Here is a 12,795-nt window from a genome sequence, read left to right as displayed (position 1 = left end):
CGGCCTGGATTTTCCGCTATGCGGTTGATCAGTTGTAGAAAAAGCCTGATACTTTTTCCGGGCTTGCCGGACCTTCCGGCCAACGGGTCGAACATCATGTCATTTCGCTTGCTCCAGCCTTTCGTCGGGCTTCTGGCTTTTTGCCTGTTAGTGCTTTCCTTGGCTCCAGCCCGCGCGCAGCTTTTCGAGACCAAGGCCACGCAGGTCTTCATGATCGACGCCGAGACCGGCACGGTGCTGTTTTCCAAAGATGCCGACAAACCGATCCCGCCGGCCTCGATGGCCAAGCTGATGACCATGGAAGTGGTTTTCAACGCCATCAAGTCGGGACGGCTGAAGTTCGACGACACGTTTGTGGTGAGCGAGAATGCCTGGCGCAAAGGCGGTGCACCGTCGGGAACATCGACGATGTTTGCCAAGCTCAAGTCGTCGATCCGGCTCGAGGACCTCATTCAAGGGGTTACCGTGCAGGCGGCCAATGACGGCTGCATCGTCATCGCCGAAGGCATGGCCGGATCCGAGGACAATTTCGCCGCGCAGATGACCGAACGCGCCCGCCAGATCGGCCTCAAGACATCGACTTTCGTCAATTCGACCGGCCTGCCGGCCGACGGCCAGCAGACGACCGTGCGCGAACTGGCGCAGTTGGCCCTGCATCTGTGGCGCGATTATCCGGATTTCTATCGCTACTATGGCCAGAAGGATTTTGCCTGGAACAAGATCTCGCAGAGGAACCGCAATCCGCTCCTGACGATGGACATCGGCGCCGATGGCCTGGCCGTTGGCGCGAGCGAGGCGTCAGGGTTCGGCATCGTCGGTTCGGTCAGCCACAACGGCACGCGGGTGATCGCGGCAATGAGCGGGCTGGCCAGCGACAAGGAGCGCGCCGAGGAGGCGCGCAAGTTGCTCGACTGGGGTGTTCGCTCTTTCGAGAAGACCGAAATCTTCGCCAAGGACGAGGTTGTCGGCGAAGCCCAGGTTTTTGGCGGCGCGAAATCCGGGGTGATGCTGAAGGCCAAAGGGCCGATCGAGATCTTCCTGCCGATCACCAATCGCGACAAGCTGACAGCCAGGATCGTCTACACCGGCCCGGTTGCCGCGCCAGTGGAGGAGGGGCAGCCAGTGGGTGCGCTGCGCGTCTGGATCGGCGACACGCTCAGCCAGGAGACGCCGCTTTTCGCCGCCGAGTCGATCGGCGTCGGCACGCTGCCGCAGCGCGCTCTTGACGCTGCAAAGGAACTGGCGATCGGCTGGCTGCGATAGCACCGACGGCATGGACGTTTTCCCGGACGCGGACTATCTAGAGCGCTAAGATCAATCCACTCATGCATGGACAAAGGCCTTTCGATTGGCGCGAGGATTTTTCATCACCTTCGAAGGCGGCGAGGGAGCAGGCAAGTCGACGCAGATCGAGCGGCTGGCGACCAAGATGCGCGCCAAGAGATATGATGTCCTCCTCACCCGTGAGCCTGGCGGCTCGCCAGGCGCCGAAGCGGTCAGGCACGTGCTGCTTTCGGGCGCCGCCGAACCGTTCGGGCCAAAGATGGAAGCGCTGCTTTTCGCCGCCGCGCGCTCCGACCATGTCGAGCAGGTCATCCGGCCAGCGGTCGAGCGTGGCTCTATCGTGCTTTGTGATCGCTTCCTGGATTCTTCACGTGTCTATCAGGGTGTCACCGGGGGCATCGATCAGGCGTTCATGGACAGGCTGGAGCAGGTCGCCATCAACGGCATGATGCCAGACATGACGCTGATCTTCGACATAGACCCGGCCGAGGGCCTCAGGCGCGCCACGGCGCGCCGCGGCTCCGAAGCAGCAGCCGACCGCTTCGAAAAGGAGACGCTGGCCATCCATCAGGCCCGCCGGGCGGCATTTCTGGCAATTGCGGCGGCCGAGCCGGAACGCTGTATCGTCATCGACGCGGCCGCCGATCCCGATACGGTGGAGAATGTCGTTACCGCCGCCGTGTTCGCGGCGCTCGAGGCAAGAGCGCCAGCGCGCGACAGGCAGGTAACACCGGCATGATCTTCGAACGCATCGCACCGGAGCAGCACGACACGCTGGACGGCGTGCCCGAGCCGTCCGAAACGCCACGTCTGGTAGGACATGCCCAGGCGGCGAACATGCTGACCGCCGCCTATCGTTCCGGCAAGCTGCCGCATGCGCTGATCTTCGCCGGACCGGTCGGCATCGGCAAGGCGACGCTCGCTTTCCATCTTGCGCATCATCTGTTGAAGCACCCGGCCTTCGAGCAAGCGCCGGAAAGCCTTGCCGTTCCAGATCCGGCCTCGTCGCTGTTTCGCCAGATCGCCACCGGGGCGCACCCTTGCGTACTGCATTTGACCCGCCCGGCGAACGACAAGACCAAGAGCTTCAAGACCGTCGTCACGGTCGACGAGATCCGCAAGGTCAGCCGCTTCCTGTCGCTGACTTCGCATGACGGCAGCTACCGGGTCGTCATCGTCGATCCGGCCGACGACATGAACACCAATGCCGCCAATGCCTTGCTGAAGAATCTCGAGGAGCCGCCGGCACGAACCCTGTTCATTCTCATCGTCCATGCGCCGGGCAGCCTGCTGCCGACGATCCGGTCGCGCTGCCAAGTGGTGCGGTTGACGCCGCTCGGGGCCGACGACCTGATGGCGGTGCTGGAAACAGCCGAACCGCCGCCGCCGGTCGACCCGGCAGCGCGGGCGGCACTGGCCGAGCGGGCAGGGGGCAGCGCGCGCAGCGCCATCCTGTTGACGCAATATGGCGGGTTGGAAATCGCCGAGACGCTCGACGCCCTGGTGGCGGCAAGAAAGAGCGATGTCGGCGGAGCGTTTCGCCTTGCCGAGGCTGTCGCCGGCCGCGACCAGGCGATCCAGTTCGACATCTTCAACCGCCGGGCGCTGGAGCTGTTATCGAACGCCGCGAGCCAGGCAGCATTGGCAGGCGATCTCGCCCGGGCCAAAACGCTGTCGGACACTTGGCATGAAGCGCTGGACGCTATATCTGAGACCGACACCTATAATCTCGACAAGAAGCAGCACGCCCTGACCATGATCGACCGCCTGATTTCTGCAATGCGAATGTGACGGGGTTTCCGGCCCCGGGATGGCAATCGCCGCCCCGATGCGATATCCACCGCCACGCCTTCCATTCAGACATTCATGACGGTTCATTCATGTCACGCGACACATTCTACATCACGACCGCGATTTCCTATCCGAACGGCAAGCCGCATATCGGCCATGCCTACGAGTTGATCGCCACCGACGCGCTTGCGCGCTTCCAGCGGCTTGACGGCAAGCAGGTTTTCTTCCTTACCGGCACCGACGAGCACGGCATCAAGATGCTGCAGACGGCGAAGCGGGAAGGCATTTCGGCGCGCGAACTGGCCGACCGCAACTCGGCCGATTTCCAGCGCATGGCGATTGCGCTCAACGCTTCAAACGACGATTTCATCCGCACCACGGAAGAGCGTCACTATGCGGCGTCGCAGGCGATCTGGAAGGCGATGGCCGGCAATGGCGACATCTACAAGGGCGGCTATGCCGGCTGGTACTCGGTGCGCGACGAAGCCTACTACGGCGAGGAAGAGACAGAGGTCCGCCCCGACAATGTCCGCTACGGGCCGCAGGGAACGCCGGTCGAATGGGTCGAGGAAGAGAGCTATTTCTTCCGCCTCTCGGCCTATCAGGACAAGCTCATCTCGCTCTATGAAAGCCAGCCCGACTTCATCGGCCCGGCCGAGCGGCGCAACGAGGTGATGAGCTTCGTCAAGTCAGGCCTCAAGGACCTGTCGATCTCGCGCACCACCTTCGACTGGGGCGTGCCGGTGCCGGGCGACGACAAGCATGTGATGTATGTCTGGGTCGACGCCTTGACCAATTACATCACCGGTGTTGGCTATCCAGATGAAAATGCTGATAATTGGCGTTTCTGGCCCGCCGACGCGCACATCATCGGCAAGGACATCGTCCGCTTTCATGCCGTCTACTGGCCAGCCTTCCTGATGTCGGCCGGCATCGAACTGCCGAGGCGCGTCTTCGGCCACGGCTTCCTGTTCAACCGCGGCGAGAAGATGTCGAAGTCGGTCGGCAACGTCATCGACCCGTTCACCATGATCGAGCATTACGGTCTCGACCAGGTGCGCTATTTCTTCCTGCGCGAAGTGCCGTTCGGCCAGGACGGCAGCTACAGCCATGAAGCGATCGTCAACCGCACCAATGCCGACCTCGCCAACGGTCTCGGCAATCTGGCGCAGCGCTCACTGTCGATGATCGCCAAGAATTGTGGCGGCGTGGTTCCCAAACGCGGCGACCTCACGGACGCCGACAAGGCGATCCTCGATCAGGCGGTCAGCGCTCTTGCCATCGCGCGCAAGGCAATGGTCGAGCAGGGCATCCATCTGGCGCTGGCAGCGATCTTCGGCGTGGTGGCCGAAGCCGACCGGTATTTCGCCGGGCAGGAACCATGGGCGCTGAAGAAGACCAACCCGGCGCGCATGGAAACGGTGCTGTGGACGACCGCCGAAGTGGTGCGGCGCGTGGCGCTGCTGTGCCAGCCCTTCATTCCAGGGTCGGCCACCAAGCTGCTCGACCTGCTGGCGGTGCCGGCTGACAGGCGCGATTTCGTGCATGTCCACGCGGACCATGCGCTGGTGCCTGGCACTGCGTTGCCCGTGCCGGAGGGGGTGTTTCCGCGTTACGTCGAACAGCCGGACGCGAACAGCTGATGCTCGTCGACAGCCATTGCCATCTGGATTTTCCAGACTTCGCCGAGGAGCGGGCGGCCATTGTCGCCCGCGCCAAAGCGGCCGGAATTGGCCGCATGGTGACGATCTCGACGCGCGTCAAGCGGTTTCAGCAAATCCTTGAAATCGCAGAGACTTTCGACGAAGTCTATTGCTCGGTCGGCACCCATCCGCACAATGCCGCGGAAGAGCTCGACGTCACCGCCGCGGATCTTGTCCATCTGTCGGTTCATCCGAAAGTGGTGGCGATCGGCGAGGCGGGGCTGGATTACTTCTACGACAAAGCGCCGCGCGATGCGCAAGCGCGGGTGTTTCGCAATCACATCGCCGCTGCCCGTGAGACAGCGCTGCCACTGGTCATTCATGCGCGCGACGCCGATGACGATATGGCAGCCATTCTCGAGGACGAAACAGGGAAGGGCGCCTTCCCCTTCATCCTGCACTGTTTTTCCTCCGGAAGGCGGCTGGCCGAAATTGGCGTCGCGCTCGGCGGTTATGTGTCCTTCTCGGGCATCCTGACCTTCAAGAACTCGGCCGAATTGCGCGCCATTGCCGCCGACGTGCCGCATGACCGCCTGCTGGTCGAAACCGACGCACCCTACCTGGCGCCCATACCGTTTCGCGGCAAGCGCAACGAGCCGGCCTATGTCGCGCACACGGCCAAGGTGCTGGCGGAAACAATCGGCGTCAGCGAGGCCGAAATCGCGACGCTGACGACGAACAATTTCTTCCGTCTGTTCGGCAAGATGCCGCGACCTGCCGAGCAAAGCGCCTGAACGATGACCGACCGGCTGCGCGTTACCATTCTCGGCTGCGGCTCGTCGCCAGGTGCGCCGCGCATCACTGGCGACTGGGGCAATTGCGACCCGAACAACCCGAGGAACCGGCGCATGCGCACCGCTGTTCTGGTCGAACGGATCGCGGCGAACGGCGCTCGCACCACCGTTGTCATCGACACCGGACCTGACTTCCGCCAGCAGATGCTGCTGGCATCGGTCAAGCGTCTCGATGCGGTCGTCTATACCCATCCGCATGCCGATCATATCCACGGCATCGACGATCTGCGCGGTTTCGTCCTCGAGCAGCGCCAGCTGATCGACATCCATGCCGACGGGGTAACAATGCTTCGGCTGCGGCAAGCGTTCGGATACTGCTTCGAGACGCCGCAAGGCAGTTCCTATCCGCCGATCGTCAGGGCACATATCATCGACCATGTCAGACCGGTGGTCATCGAAGGAGAGGGGGGTGCCCTCACCCTTGAGCCATTGCCGCAGGTCCACGGGGACATCATCTCGCTCGGTTTTCGCATCGGCGGCATCGCCTATTGCCCTGATATCAGCGACTTTCCGGATGCCACCGTCGAGCGACTGCGCGACCTCGACGCACTGATCATCGACGCGCTGCAATACCGGTCGCACCCAAGTCATCTGTCGCTTGGCGAGGCACTTGGCTGGATCGAGCGGCTGGCGCCAAAACACGCCGTCCTGACGCATATGCATGTGCCGCTCGACTACGCCACGGTGATGGCCGAGACACCCGCGAACGTCGAGCCGGCCTATGACGGAATGGTGATTGAAACTCCTTATAGATCAGCGTGATAGGAACGGCTCTTCATTGCCGTCGGCATTGTCGCATTACAGCAACGGGCTTTTCCTGGTCTTGGTCTCCGACGCAAATCCAGTCGATCTGGCCAAGACCGCTGAAGCGAGCCAAGCCACGTCACCGGCATTCGCTGGCCAAGTCCTCCTGGGCCTTGAGCGCGTCCGGACCACTGCCGTTGCACATTACGCGGTGCTTGCAGCCGAACCACGTGGTTGGTTCAACGGCCAGTTTGCCAACCGTCAAGCCGATGAAAAACATCAGCATTTTCCAGTCTCAGCCCAACGCGTCAGTTCCATAATCTATCTTATGCGACTTTCGGATGGCGGCCAAGGGAGCCTGCGGGTCCGCCTCGTTCATTCGCTTAAACACGGCGGCAGACCAAGCAACGGACGTCGCAGCGTCGAACACCGTGCTGGACCTGGGGCGTGACAATCGGGCAGACCTAGATACGACGCTCGCGTGCGAGAAGCGGACCGAGCGCCCCCAACCAGCCATTAGCAAGGAGGCGCTGAGGAAATGCACAACAGCCGGTATGATGACAGCCGGCATTTGGATGTCTCGGCGAGAGCACAAGCGGCGACTACAATATCAAGCCGCGCGGGTTGTCCCGAGATCATGCGCGAGGCAACCTCCCTTCCCTATGGACCTTTCGACAAGCACCGCTCGGTGCACCGGTCGGCCTTGGGGGTGGCAAGCGGGCTTCAAGGGTTTCGCCTTATCGTTGCCAGAAGGGCTTGGCGATCTCTGCCTCGACCTGCCGTCTCGTCATGCCGATATCGTCGATCAAATGCGGATTGTCCTTCGACATTTGCTCGAGTTCCCAGCGAAAGCGTATCCGCTCGCGCCAGGTCCGCTCGCGCAAGGTCGCGATAATGCTTCGCAGGGTCGCCAAGTGCCGGACCGGCACGTCCGCCAGCCCCACCGGCGTTCCCGGCCGTGCTGCCTGATGCGGGGCCGACGCAAGGATATCGTTCATGGCAACCTCCATGTGGTTTAGGGGCCCAGGGCCCTCGACCTGAAAGAGGTTGAATTCTGCAGGATGCGAACAGCGCCGTAATTAAGCCTTCCCAAATAGTTCTCAAAACTTCCAAACGGGCTATAGATGCGCCCCATGCAGGGAGAGCGCTTTGCCTTTGGTCCATTCGTGCTTGATTCCGGTGCGGGAACGCTGCTTCGGAACGACGTGCCCGTTGCCGTTGGCTATCGTGGGCTAAAGCTGCTTGCGGCGCTCGTCGGACGACCCGGTGAAATCCTGGCCAAGGCCGACTTGATGGACGCGGCCTGGCCGGGCACGGCCGTCGAGGAAGGCAACCTCACCGTCCAGATCGCGCAGCTGCGCAAGCTGCTTGGCCCGGCCGCCGATGGCGGTGAATGGATCGCCACGGTTCCGCGCGTCGGCTACCGCTTCACGGGGGCCATCGAACAACTCGGTGGCGCGAAGCGAAAACCCCTGCCGCTGCCCGGCAAACCATCGATAGCCGTGCTGCCCTTCGTCAATTTCAGCAACGATCCCGAGCAGGACTCCTTTGCCGATGGGTTGACCGAAGACCTGATCACCGACCTGTCGAGAATCTCCGGCCTGTTCGTTATCGCGCGCAACTCGACCTTTGCCTACAAAGGCAAGGCGATGGACGTGCGTGCGATCGCTGAGGAGCTCGGCGTGCGCTATCTGCTGGAGGGTAGCGCACGACGCGCCGCGGGGCGCGTGCGCATCAACGCCCAGCTGGTCGACGCTGTGAGCGGCGAACATCTATGGGCGGAACGCTTTGATCGCAGCCTGGAAGATATCTTTGCCGTTCAGGACGAGGTAACGGCCAAGATCGTGGAGGCGTTGCTCGGCCGGCTGCGCGCACCGCCGCCGCGCAACCGGCCCAGAAATCTCGAGGCCTACGATCTCTGCGTGCGGGCGCGCAAGCTGATCGACGATTCGCCGCAGACGGCGCGGGAAGCGCATCTGATGCTCACGCGCGCGGTATCGCTCGATCCGGAATACGCCGAGGCCTATCGCTGGCTTGCCATGAACCACTGGATGGGATGGGTGCACTGGGGCGAACCCATTGAGCCAAACCGTCGCCTTGCCCTGGAACTGGCGCGCAAAGCCGTGGCGATCGACCCCAACGACGCTGGCTGCCACTGGGTCCTGGCCAACCTGCTTGCCTATGAGCGCAGCTTCGCCGAGGCGGATGCGGAATTCGCCAACGCGTTTCAGCTCGACCCGAACGAGGCCGACGCATGGGCGACATTGTCCGATATCGCGGTTCTGGCCGGGCGGGTCGAAGAGGGCCTCGAGCATATTCGCAAGGCGTTCCGGCTGAACCCGTTTCCGGCAAGCTGGTACTATCTGACGCTCGGCGCGGCACAATATGCGGCGCACGAATACGACGCCGCGGTCGAGACGCTGCGCAGGGACGAGACTTATCGCACCAGCTCACGCCGTTTCCTGGCGGCAAGCCTTGCGCAACTCGGCCGGCTCGACGAGGCGCGCGCGGAGGTCGAACTGTTCCTCGTCAGCAACCCGCATTTCACGACCCGCCACTGGGTCGCGACGGAGCCGTTCCGCGATGCGGCGACGCTCGAGCATTTCGTCGATGGCTTCCGCAAGGCCGGTCTTCCGGAGTGACGCGCCGGCGGGATCGAAGGTTTGATATCTCGATCAAGGCACAAATTTGGCCTTCGAACCGCTCGTCCCACCTACTCCTCAAAGCGACCCGTGGCGTCACGGTCGCGCTCGTATCGCCGCGTGAGCGGAAACGGCGGCAACCAGGACTCGCGACGGACGATCCAGCTTTCGTAGGTTGGCATCAGTTGGTCAGGGGCATCCAGGGCTCCCAGGTGCACTTCGATTTCGTCCGCGCTGCGGGCGAAAACCGACGACCCGCAGCGGGGACAGAAAAAACGCCCGGCGTAGTCGCGTGTTTCGCCCTCGATCGTCACCGCGTCCTGAGCGAACACCGCGGCAGCGTAGAAAAGCGCCCCATGATGCTTGCGGCAGTCGAGACAGTGACAAATGCCCACCCGGTATGGGCGTCCCGACGCGATAATCCGGACGTCGCCGCAAAGGCAGCCGCCCGTGAATCGGTCCATGTTGCGTCTCCTCTAAAATCAAGCGTCGGAATGTCCCGGCGCCGGCGTCCACGATGCTCTGCGCACCCGGTCCCGGGCTTCCTCTCCGCCCCGGTTTTCAAACCGATCCGATCAGCCGGATCTGATAGCTCAGCAGGCGCTTCGCTGCTGGCGCGATCAGCATAAGGCCAGGTTTGTCGATGAAGTCGCCATCGAAGTCCACCGGGCTCGCAATGCCATGCCAGGGTTCGATGCACAGGAACGGCGCGCCACCGGGCTTTGACCAGATGCCCAGTACAGGAAATCCCTGCCACGCCATCTCGATCGCCGGACCACGCCTGGCGGCGTAGCGCACGCTGGTGCTGGCGGGTTGATCGAGAATGACGGCGTCATCGTCGAACAGGCGTTCGGAGAGATCGAGGGTCATGCCTGCGACAGGTGTTGGCTCCAGCGTTGCCGTAAGCAGGCCGTCCTTCAGCCGGCGGATCTGCGCCCGCTCATCGTCGGCAAAAGTCAGCCGGTAATCGGTCTTGGCCAGATCCGGCAGCAACGGCCAATTGAACGCCGGATGCGCTCCGATTGACGCCGGCAGCGGCTCATCGCCGGTGTTGGTGATGTCGAAGGTCACGCCAAGCTGCTGGCGATCCAGCGTGTAGGTCACCGCCAGACGGAAGGCGAAGGGGTAGTGCGCACGGGTATCGGCGTCGTCGGTGAGAACCATCGTGCAGGATCGCGGCCCCCTCTCCGCCCAGGCAAATGGCTTGTCGCGGGCGAAGCCGTGCTGCGTCATCGGGTAGGTCCGGCCTCTATGGCGCAGTTGGTCTGCCTTCAACCGGCCGACGATCGGAAACAGCACCGGCGAATGGCGCCGCCAGGCCGGCCCGGCCTGCCAGAGGAACTCAAATCCCTGCGCATCTTGCAGCGAAACCAGTTCGGCGCCCTGCGCGACTATGATCGCCGAGATGCCGTCGCCATGAAGCGTTTGGCTGTCCTGTGCCACATGTCCTCGCGGGCCGTTGTTGAAGGCTGGTGCGGTGGGCAGACTAACAAAAGCTCTTGGGGACTCAAGGTGTGGCCGGGCCTCGCCAGAACGAATTGTGGCCGGAGGATCTCCCCGGCCACCTCTTTACATCCCGGGCGATATTCCTCGCCCTCACCCGCAACGGACAGTCGTTACTCGCGTTCGCCGGTGAAGTTCAGCAACAGCTGGAAGATATTGATGAAATTCAGATAGAGCGAGAAGGCGCCGAAGACGGCGAGCTTCTGGCGCGACTCCGCGTCGAAATTCTCCGCATACTGCTCCTTGATCGTCTGCGTATCCCACGCGGTCAGGCCGACGAACACGGCGATGCCGATCACCGAGATGGCGAACTGCAGCGCGGTCGAGCCGAGGAAGATGTTGACGATGCTGGCGATCACCACGCCGATCAGGCCCATGATCAGGAACGACGAGAACTGGGTCAGGTCGCGCCTGGTAGTATAGCCGTAGAGGCTGGTGGCGCCGAACATGGTGGCGGCGATGAAGAAGGTGCGCGCGATGCTGGTGCCGGTGAAGACCAGGAACACGGAGGCCAGCGACAGGCCCATGACCGCGCAGAAGGCCCAGAACATCGCCTGGGCGCTGGCCGCCGACATGGTCTGCATCTTGAACGAGAACAGCATGACAAAGGCAAGCGGCGCCAGCATCACCACCCATTTCAGCGGGCTGGAGAAGATCGGCACGTAAAGCGCGGGCGTCGACGACACCATGAAGGCGACCAGGCCGGTGACAACGAGGCCAAGGCCCATGTAGTTGTAAACGCGCAGCATGTGCTGGCGCAGGCCCTCGTCATAAATGGCTCCGGTTTGGGCGCCGGCGCCCGCGCGGTATCCCAGATTGGGAGTGTTCATTTGAATTCTCCTTTGTGGATCGGTCAGTAGAGCGTTCTGGCGAGCGTCTCGGCGGCGCGGTCGAGGTCATGGACCTCGCTTCGCGCCACCACCGCGTAGGCGACCTCGCCGATCTGGAAATAGGCCGAGGAAATGTCGCCAGAGGGCGCGACCGTCGGCTTGACGACATCGAAGTTTCCCGGCCGGATGGCAAACAGCGAGACTAGGCCCATGTCCTTGGTCTCGACCGCCATCTCGACGCTCGGGCCGAAACGCGAAGGATAGATCTGCACGTCGCGCACCTTCCATCCCTTGGGTAGCGACGGCATGACGATGGCGGTCGCGGCACGGATCTCGCCGGCGTTGTAGTTGGGCGCTTCCGGCTGCGATGGCATGCTCTCGCGTACCAGCGTCGTTCTGTGCGCGCTAATCGCCTCCTCCAGATAGGCCGGCGGCTGCGGCGAAGCGACCACCTTGGTCACCGACATTGGCCCGATGATCCCGTTCGCCAGCCAGCCGGCGGCAATGAAGGCGGCAATCGCAGCAGCGCGCTGCAACACGCCGAAGATGCGGCCCCGGGCAAGCCCCCTCTCCAGCCGCCGCGCGGCATCGGCGGTCGCCAGCCTCGCCATGCCCCTGGAGCCGGCAAGCGCCACGCGCAGCTCGTCGCGGGTCCTCAGATCCGACATCACGCGCGCCGCGGCCTCTGGACGGGTGGACAGAAACGCCTCGACCTCGATGCGGCGGCTGACGTCGAGCTGGTCGTCGACATAGGCATCGAGGTCGGCATCGGTCACGGGATCGACAGTTGCGATCATGACGGGTCTCCAACGATCCTGAGGTGGTTTTTGGCCTTTGAGGGCGTCGCGTCCTCCATCTCGCGCAGTGCGGCGCGCGCCCTGCTGATACGTGACATCAGCGTGCCCAACGGCACGCCGCTGGCATCGGCGGCTTGGCTGTAGGAAAGGCCTTCGATGGCGACGAGATGCAGTGCCGAACGCTGCTCTTCCGGCAGGCCGAGAAAGGCCTCGCGCACCTGCGCAAGGCGCACCGAATGTTCCTGTGGCGCCGGCGTGCTGCCATCGGCAAGGTATCCGGCCTGATCGAGGCGCGCTGCTTCCGAGCGACGCGCGCGCATGCGATCGACGAAGGCGTTGTGGACGATCGACAGTAGCCATGCGCGCAGGTTTCCGCTGGAGCGGAACGTGCCGCGACGCTCATAGGCGCGCACCAGCGCGTCATGCACGAGATCCTCGGCGTCCGTGCCGTCGCGCGTCAAGGAGCGTGCGTAACGGCGCAGCGACCCGAGTTGTCCAACAATATCGAAGCGTGGCATCGACCGTTTCATGCCCTGTTTACGGAGCATGTGGGGGTTTTAATCCCTGCCGTGCGATTTTTTTTCGATCGCTGGACGACATCGTTCGCAACTGCCCTCGCCTCACCGGCAAAGCCGGGCGATCCTGCGGTGCCGCCGGCGCCGATCTTTTCGACAGTCGGCCGGAATGCCGCTTTTTGGCTTGGTGTG

14 protein-coding genes are annotated in these 12,795 nt (G+C 63.1%); 7 read left to right on the top strand and 7 right to left on the bottom strand.

Annotated features, from left to right (window positions below):
* Positions 1-96 precede the first annotated feature (96 nt).
* The 6 genes from OOJ09_RS18675 (at position 97) to OOJ09_RS18650 (ending at position 6,334) form a co-directional block, all read left to right on the top strand.
* A complete protein-coding gene (locus OOJ09_RS18675; RefSeq protein ID WP_269906593.1) occupies positions 97-1,263 on the top strand; it encodes a D-alanyl-D-alanine carboxypeptidase family protein in 1,167 nt (388 codons plus the stop codon).
* Positions 1,264-1,348: 85 nt separating this feature from the next.
* Positions 1,349-2,023, top strand: a complete 675-nt coding sequence (gene tmk, locus OOJ09_RS18670; protein ID WP_269906592.1) for a dTMP kinase — start codon at positions 1,349-1,351, stop codon at positions 2,021-2,023.
* Entirely contained in the window at positions 2,020-3,075 is a 1,056-nt protein-coding gene (locus OOJ09_RS18665) for a DNA polymerase III subunit delta' (RefSeq protein ID WP_269906591.1), read from the top strand. Before tmk ends, OOJ09_RS18665 begins: the two co-directional genes overlap by 4 nt.
* A gap of 89 nt (positions 3,076-3,164) precedes the next feature.
* Positions 3,165-4,718 (top strand): methionine--tRNA ligase, encoded by a 1,554-nt coding sequence (gene metG, locus OOJ09_RS18660; protein ID WP_269906590.1) that lies wholly within the window; start codon positions 3,165-3,167, stop codon positions 4,716-4,718.
* Positions 4,718-5,512, top strand: a complete 795-nt coding sequence (locus OOJ09_RS18655; RefSeq protein ID WP_269906589.1) for a TatD family hydrolase — start codon at positions 4,718-4,720, stop codon at positions 5,510-5,512. Before metG ends, OOJ09_RS18655 begins: the two co-directional genes overlap by 1 nt.
* 3 nt (positions 5,513-5,515) lie before the next feature.
* Entirely contained in the window at positions 5,516-6,334 is an 819-nt protein-coding gene (locus OOJ09_RS18650; protein ID WP_269906588.1) for an MBL fold metallo-hydrolase, read from the top strand.
* Positions 6,335-6,455: 121 nt separating this feature from the next.
* Here the strand turns inward: OOJ09_RS18650 and OOJ09_RS18645 are convergent, their stop codons facing one another.
* Both OOJ09_RS18645 and OOJ09_RS18640 read right to left on the bottom strand, forming a co-directional pair.
* Positions 6,456-6,596 (bottom strand): hypothetical protein, encoded by a 141-nt coding sequence (locus OOJ09_RS18645; RefSeq protein ID WP_269906587.1) that lies wholly within the window; start codon positions 6,594-6,596, stop codon positions 6,456-6,458.
* Positions 6,597-7,053: 457 nt separating this feature from the next.
* Entirely contained in the window at positions 7,054-7,314 is a 261-nt protein-coding gene (locus OOJ09_RS18640) for a DUF1127 domain-containing protein (protein WP_269906586.1), read from the bottom strand.
* Positions 7,315-7,440: 126 nt separating this feature from the next.
* Between OOJ09_RS18640 and OOJ09_RS18635 the strand changes: the two genes are divergently transcribed.
* On the top strand, positions 7,441-8,958 hold the full coding sequence (locus OOJ09_RS18635) for a winged helix-turn-helix domain-containing tetratricopeptide repeat protein (RefSeq protein ID WP_269906585.1): 1,518 nt from the start codon (positions 7,441-7,443) through the stop codon (positions 8,956-8,958).
* Positions 8,959-9,029: 71 nt separating this feature from the next.
* On the opposite strand, the gene OOJ09_RS18630 is transcribed toward OOJ09_RS18635, so the two are convergent.
* The 5 genes from OOJ09_RS18630 to OOJ09_RS18610 form a co-directional block, all read right to left on the bottom strand.
* Positions 9,030-9,422 (bottom strand): GFA family protein, encoded by a 393-nt coding sequence (locus OOJ09_RS18630; protein ID WP_269906584.1) that lies wholly within the window; start codon positions 9,420-9,422, stop codon positions 9,030-9,032.
* A gap of 97 nt (positions 9,423-9,519) precedes the next feature.
* Positions 9,520-10,401 (bottom strand): aldose 1-epimerase family protein, encoded by an 882-nt coding sequence (locus OOJ09_RS18625; protein ID WP_269906583.1) that lies wholly within the window; start codon positions 10,399-10,401, stop codon positions 9,520-9,522.
* Positions 10,402-10,574: 173 nt separating this feature from the next.
* Positions 10,575-11,291 (bottom strand): Bax inhibitor-1/YccA family protein, encoded by a 717-nt coding sequence (locus OOJ09_RS18620; RefSeq protein ID WP_091586422.1) that lies wholly within the window; start codon positions 11,289-11,291, stop codon positions 10,575-10,577.
* 23 nt (positions 11,292-11,314) lie between these two features.
* Positions 11,315-12,088: an anti-sigma factor family protein gene (locus OOJ09_RS18615; protein ID WP_269906582.1), complete on the bottom strand. Its 774-nt coding sequence runs from the start codon at positions 12,086-12,088 to the stop codon at positions 11,315-11,317.
* Positions 12,085-12,618 carry a sigma-70 family RNA polymerase sigma factor gene (locus OOJ09_RS18610; protein WP_420107524.1) on the bottom strand — a complete coding sequence of 178 codons (534 nt, stop codon included), beginning with the start codon at positions 12,616-12,618 and terminating at the stop codon, positions 12,085-12,087. Before OOJ09_RS18610 ends, OOJ09_RS18615 begins: the two co-directional genes overlap by 4 nt.
* Positions 12,619-12,795: the final 177 nt, after the last annotated feature.

The sequence above is a fragment of the Mesorhizobium qingshengii genome (assembly GCF_027563465.1).
Lineage (GTDB): Bacteria > Pseudomonadota > Alphaproteobacteria > Rhizobiales > Rhizobiaceae > Mesorhizobium > Mesorhizobium qingshengii_A.
This window is presented reverse-complemented; position numbering and strand designations above follow the sequence as displayed.

What these genes read in the sequence shown, in the direction of transcription:
- OOJ09_RS18675 (WP_269906593.1), top strand. Translation starts at nt 97, where the DNA reads ATGTCATTTCGCTTGCTCCAGCCTTTCGTCGGGCTTCTGGCTTTTTGC.
- OOJ09_RS18665 (WP_269906591.1), top strand. Translation starts at nt 2,020, where the DNA reads ATGATCTTCGAACGCATCGCACCGGAGCAGCACGACACGCTGGACGGC.
- metG (WP_269906590.1), top strand. Translation starts at nt 3,165, where the DNA reads ATGTCACGCGACACATTCTACATCACGACCGCGATTTCCTATCCGAAC.
- OOJ09_RS18655 (WP_269906589.1), top strand. Translation starts at nt 4,718, where the DNA reads ATGCTCGTCGACAGCCATTGCCATCTGGATTTTCCAGACTTCGCCGAG.
- OOJ09_RS18650 (WP_269906588.1), top strand. Translation starts at nt 5,516, where the DNA reads ATGACCGACCGGCTGCGCGTTACCATTCTCGGCTGCGGCTCGTCGCCA.
- OOJ09_RS18645 (WP_269906587.1), bottom strand. Translation starts at nt 6,596, where the DNA reads ATGTTTTTCATCGGCTTGACGGTTGGCAAACTGGCCGTTGAACCAACC.
- OOJ09_RS18640 (WP_269906586.1), bottom strand. Translation starts at nt 7,314, where the DNA reads ATGAACGATATCCTTGCGTCGGCCCCGCATCAGGCAGCACGGCCGGGA.
- OOJ09_RS18635 (WP_269906585.1), top strand. Translation starts at nt 7,441, where the DNA reads ATGCGCCCCATGCAGGGAGAGCGCTTTGCCTTTGGTCCATTCGTGCTT.
- OOJ09_RS18630 (WP_269906584.1), bottom strand. Translation starts at nt 9,422, where the DNA reads ATGGACCGATTCACGGGCGGCTGCCTTTGCGGCGACGTCCGGATTATC.
- OOJ09_RS18620 (WP_091586422.1), bottom strand. Translation starts at nt 11,291, where the DNA reads ATGAACACTCCCAATCTGGGATACCGCGCGGGCGCCGGCGCCCAAACC.
- OOJ09_RS18615 (WP_269906582.1), bottom strand. Translation starts at nt 12,088, where the DNA reads ATGATCGCAACTGTCGATCCCGTGACCGATGCCGACCTCGATGCCTAT.
- OOJ09_RS18610 (WP_420107524.1), bottom strand. Translation starts at nt 12,618, where the DNA reads ATGAAACGGTCGATGCCACGCTTCGATATTGTTGGACAACTCGGGTCG.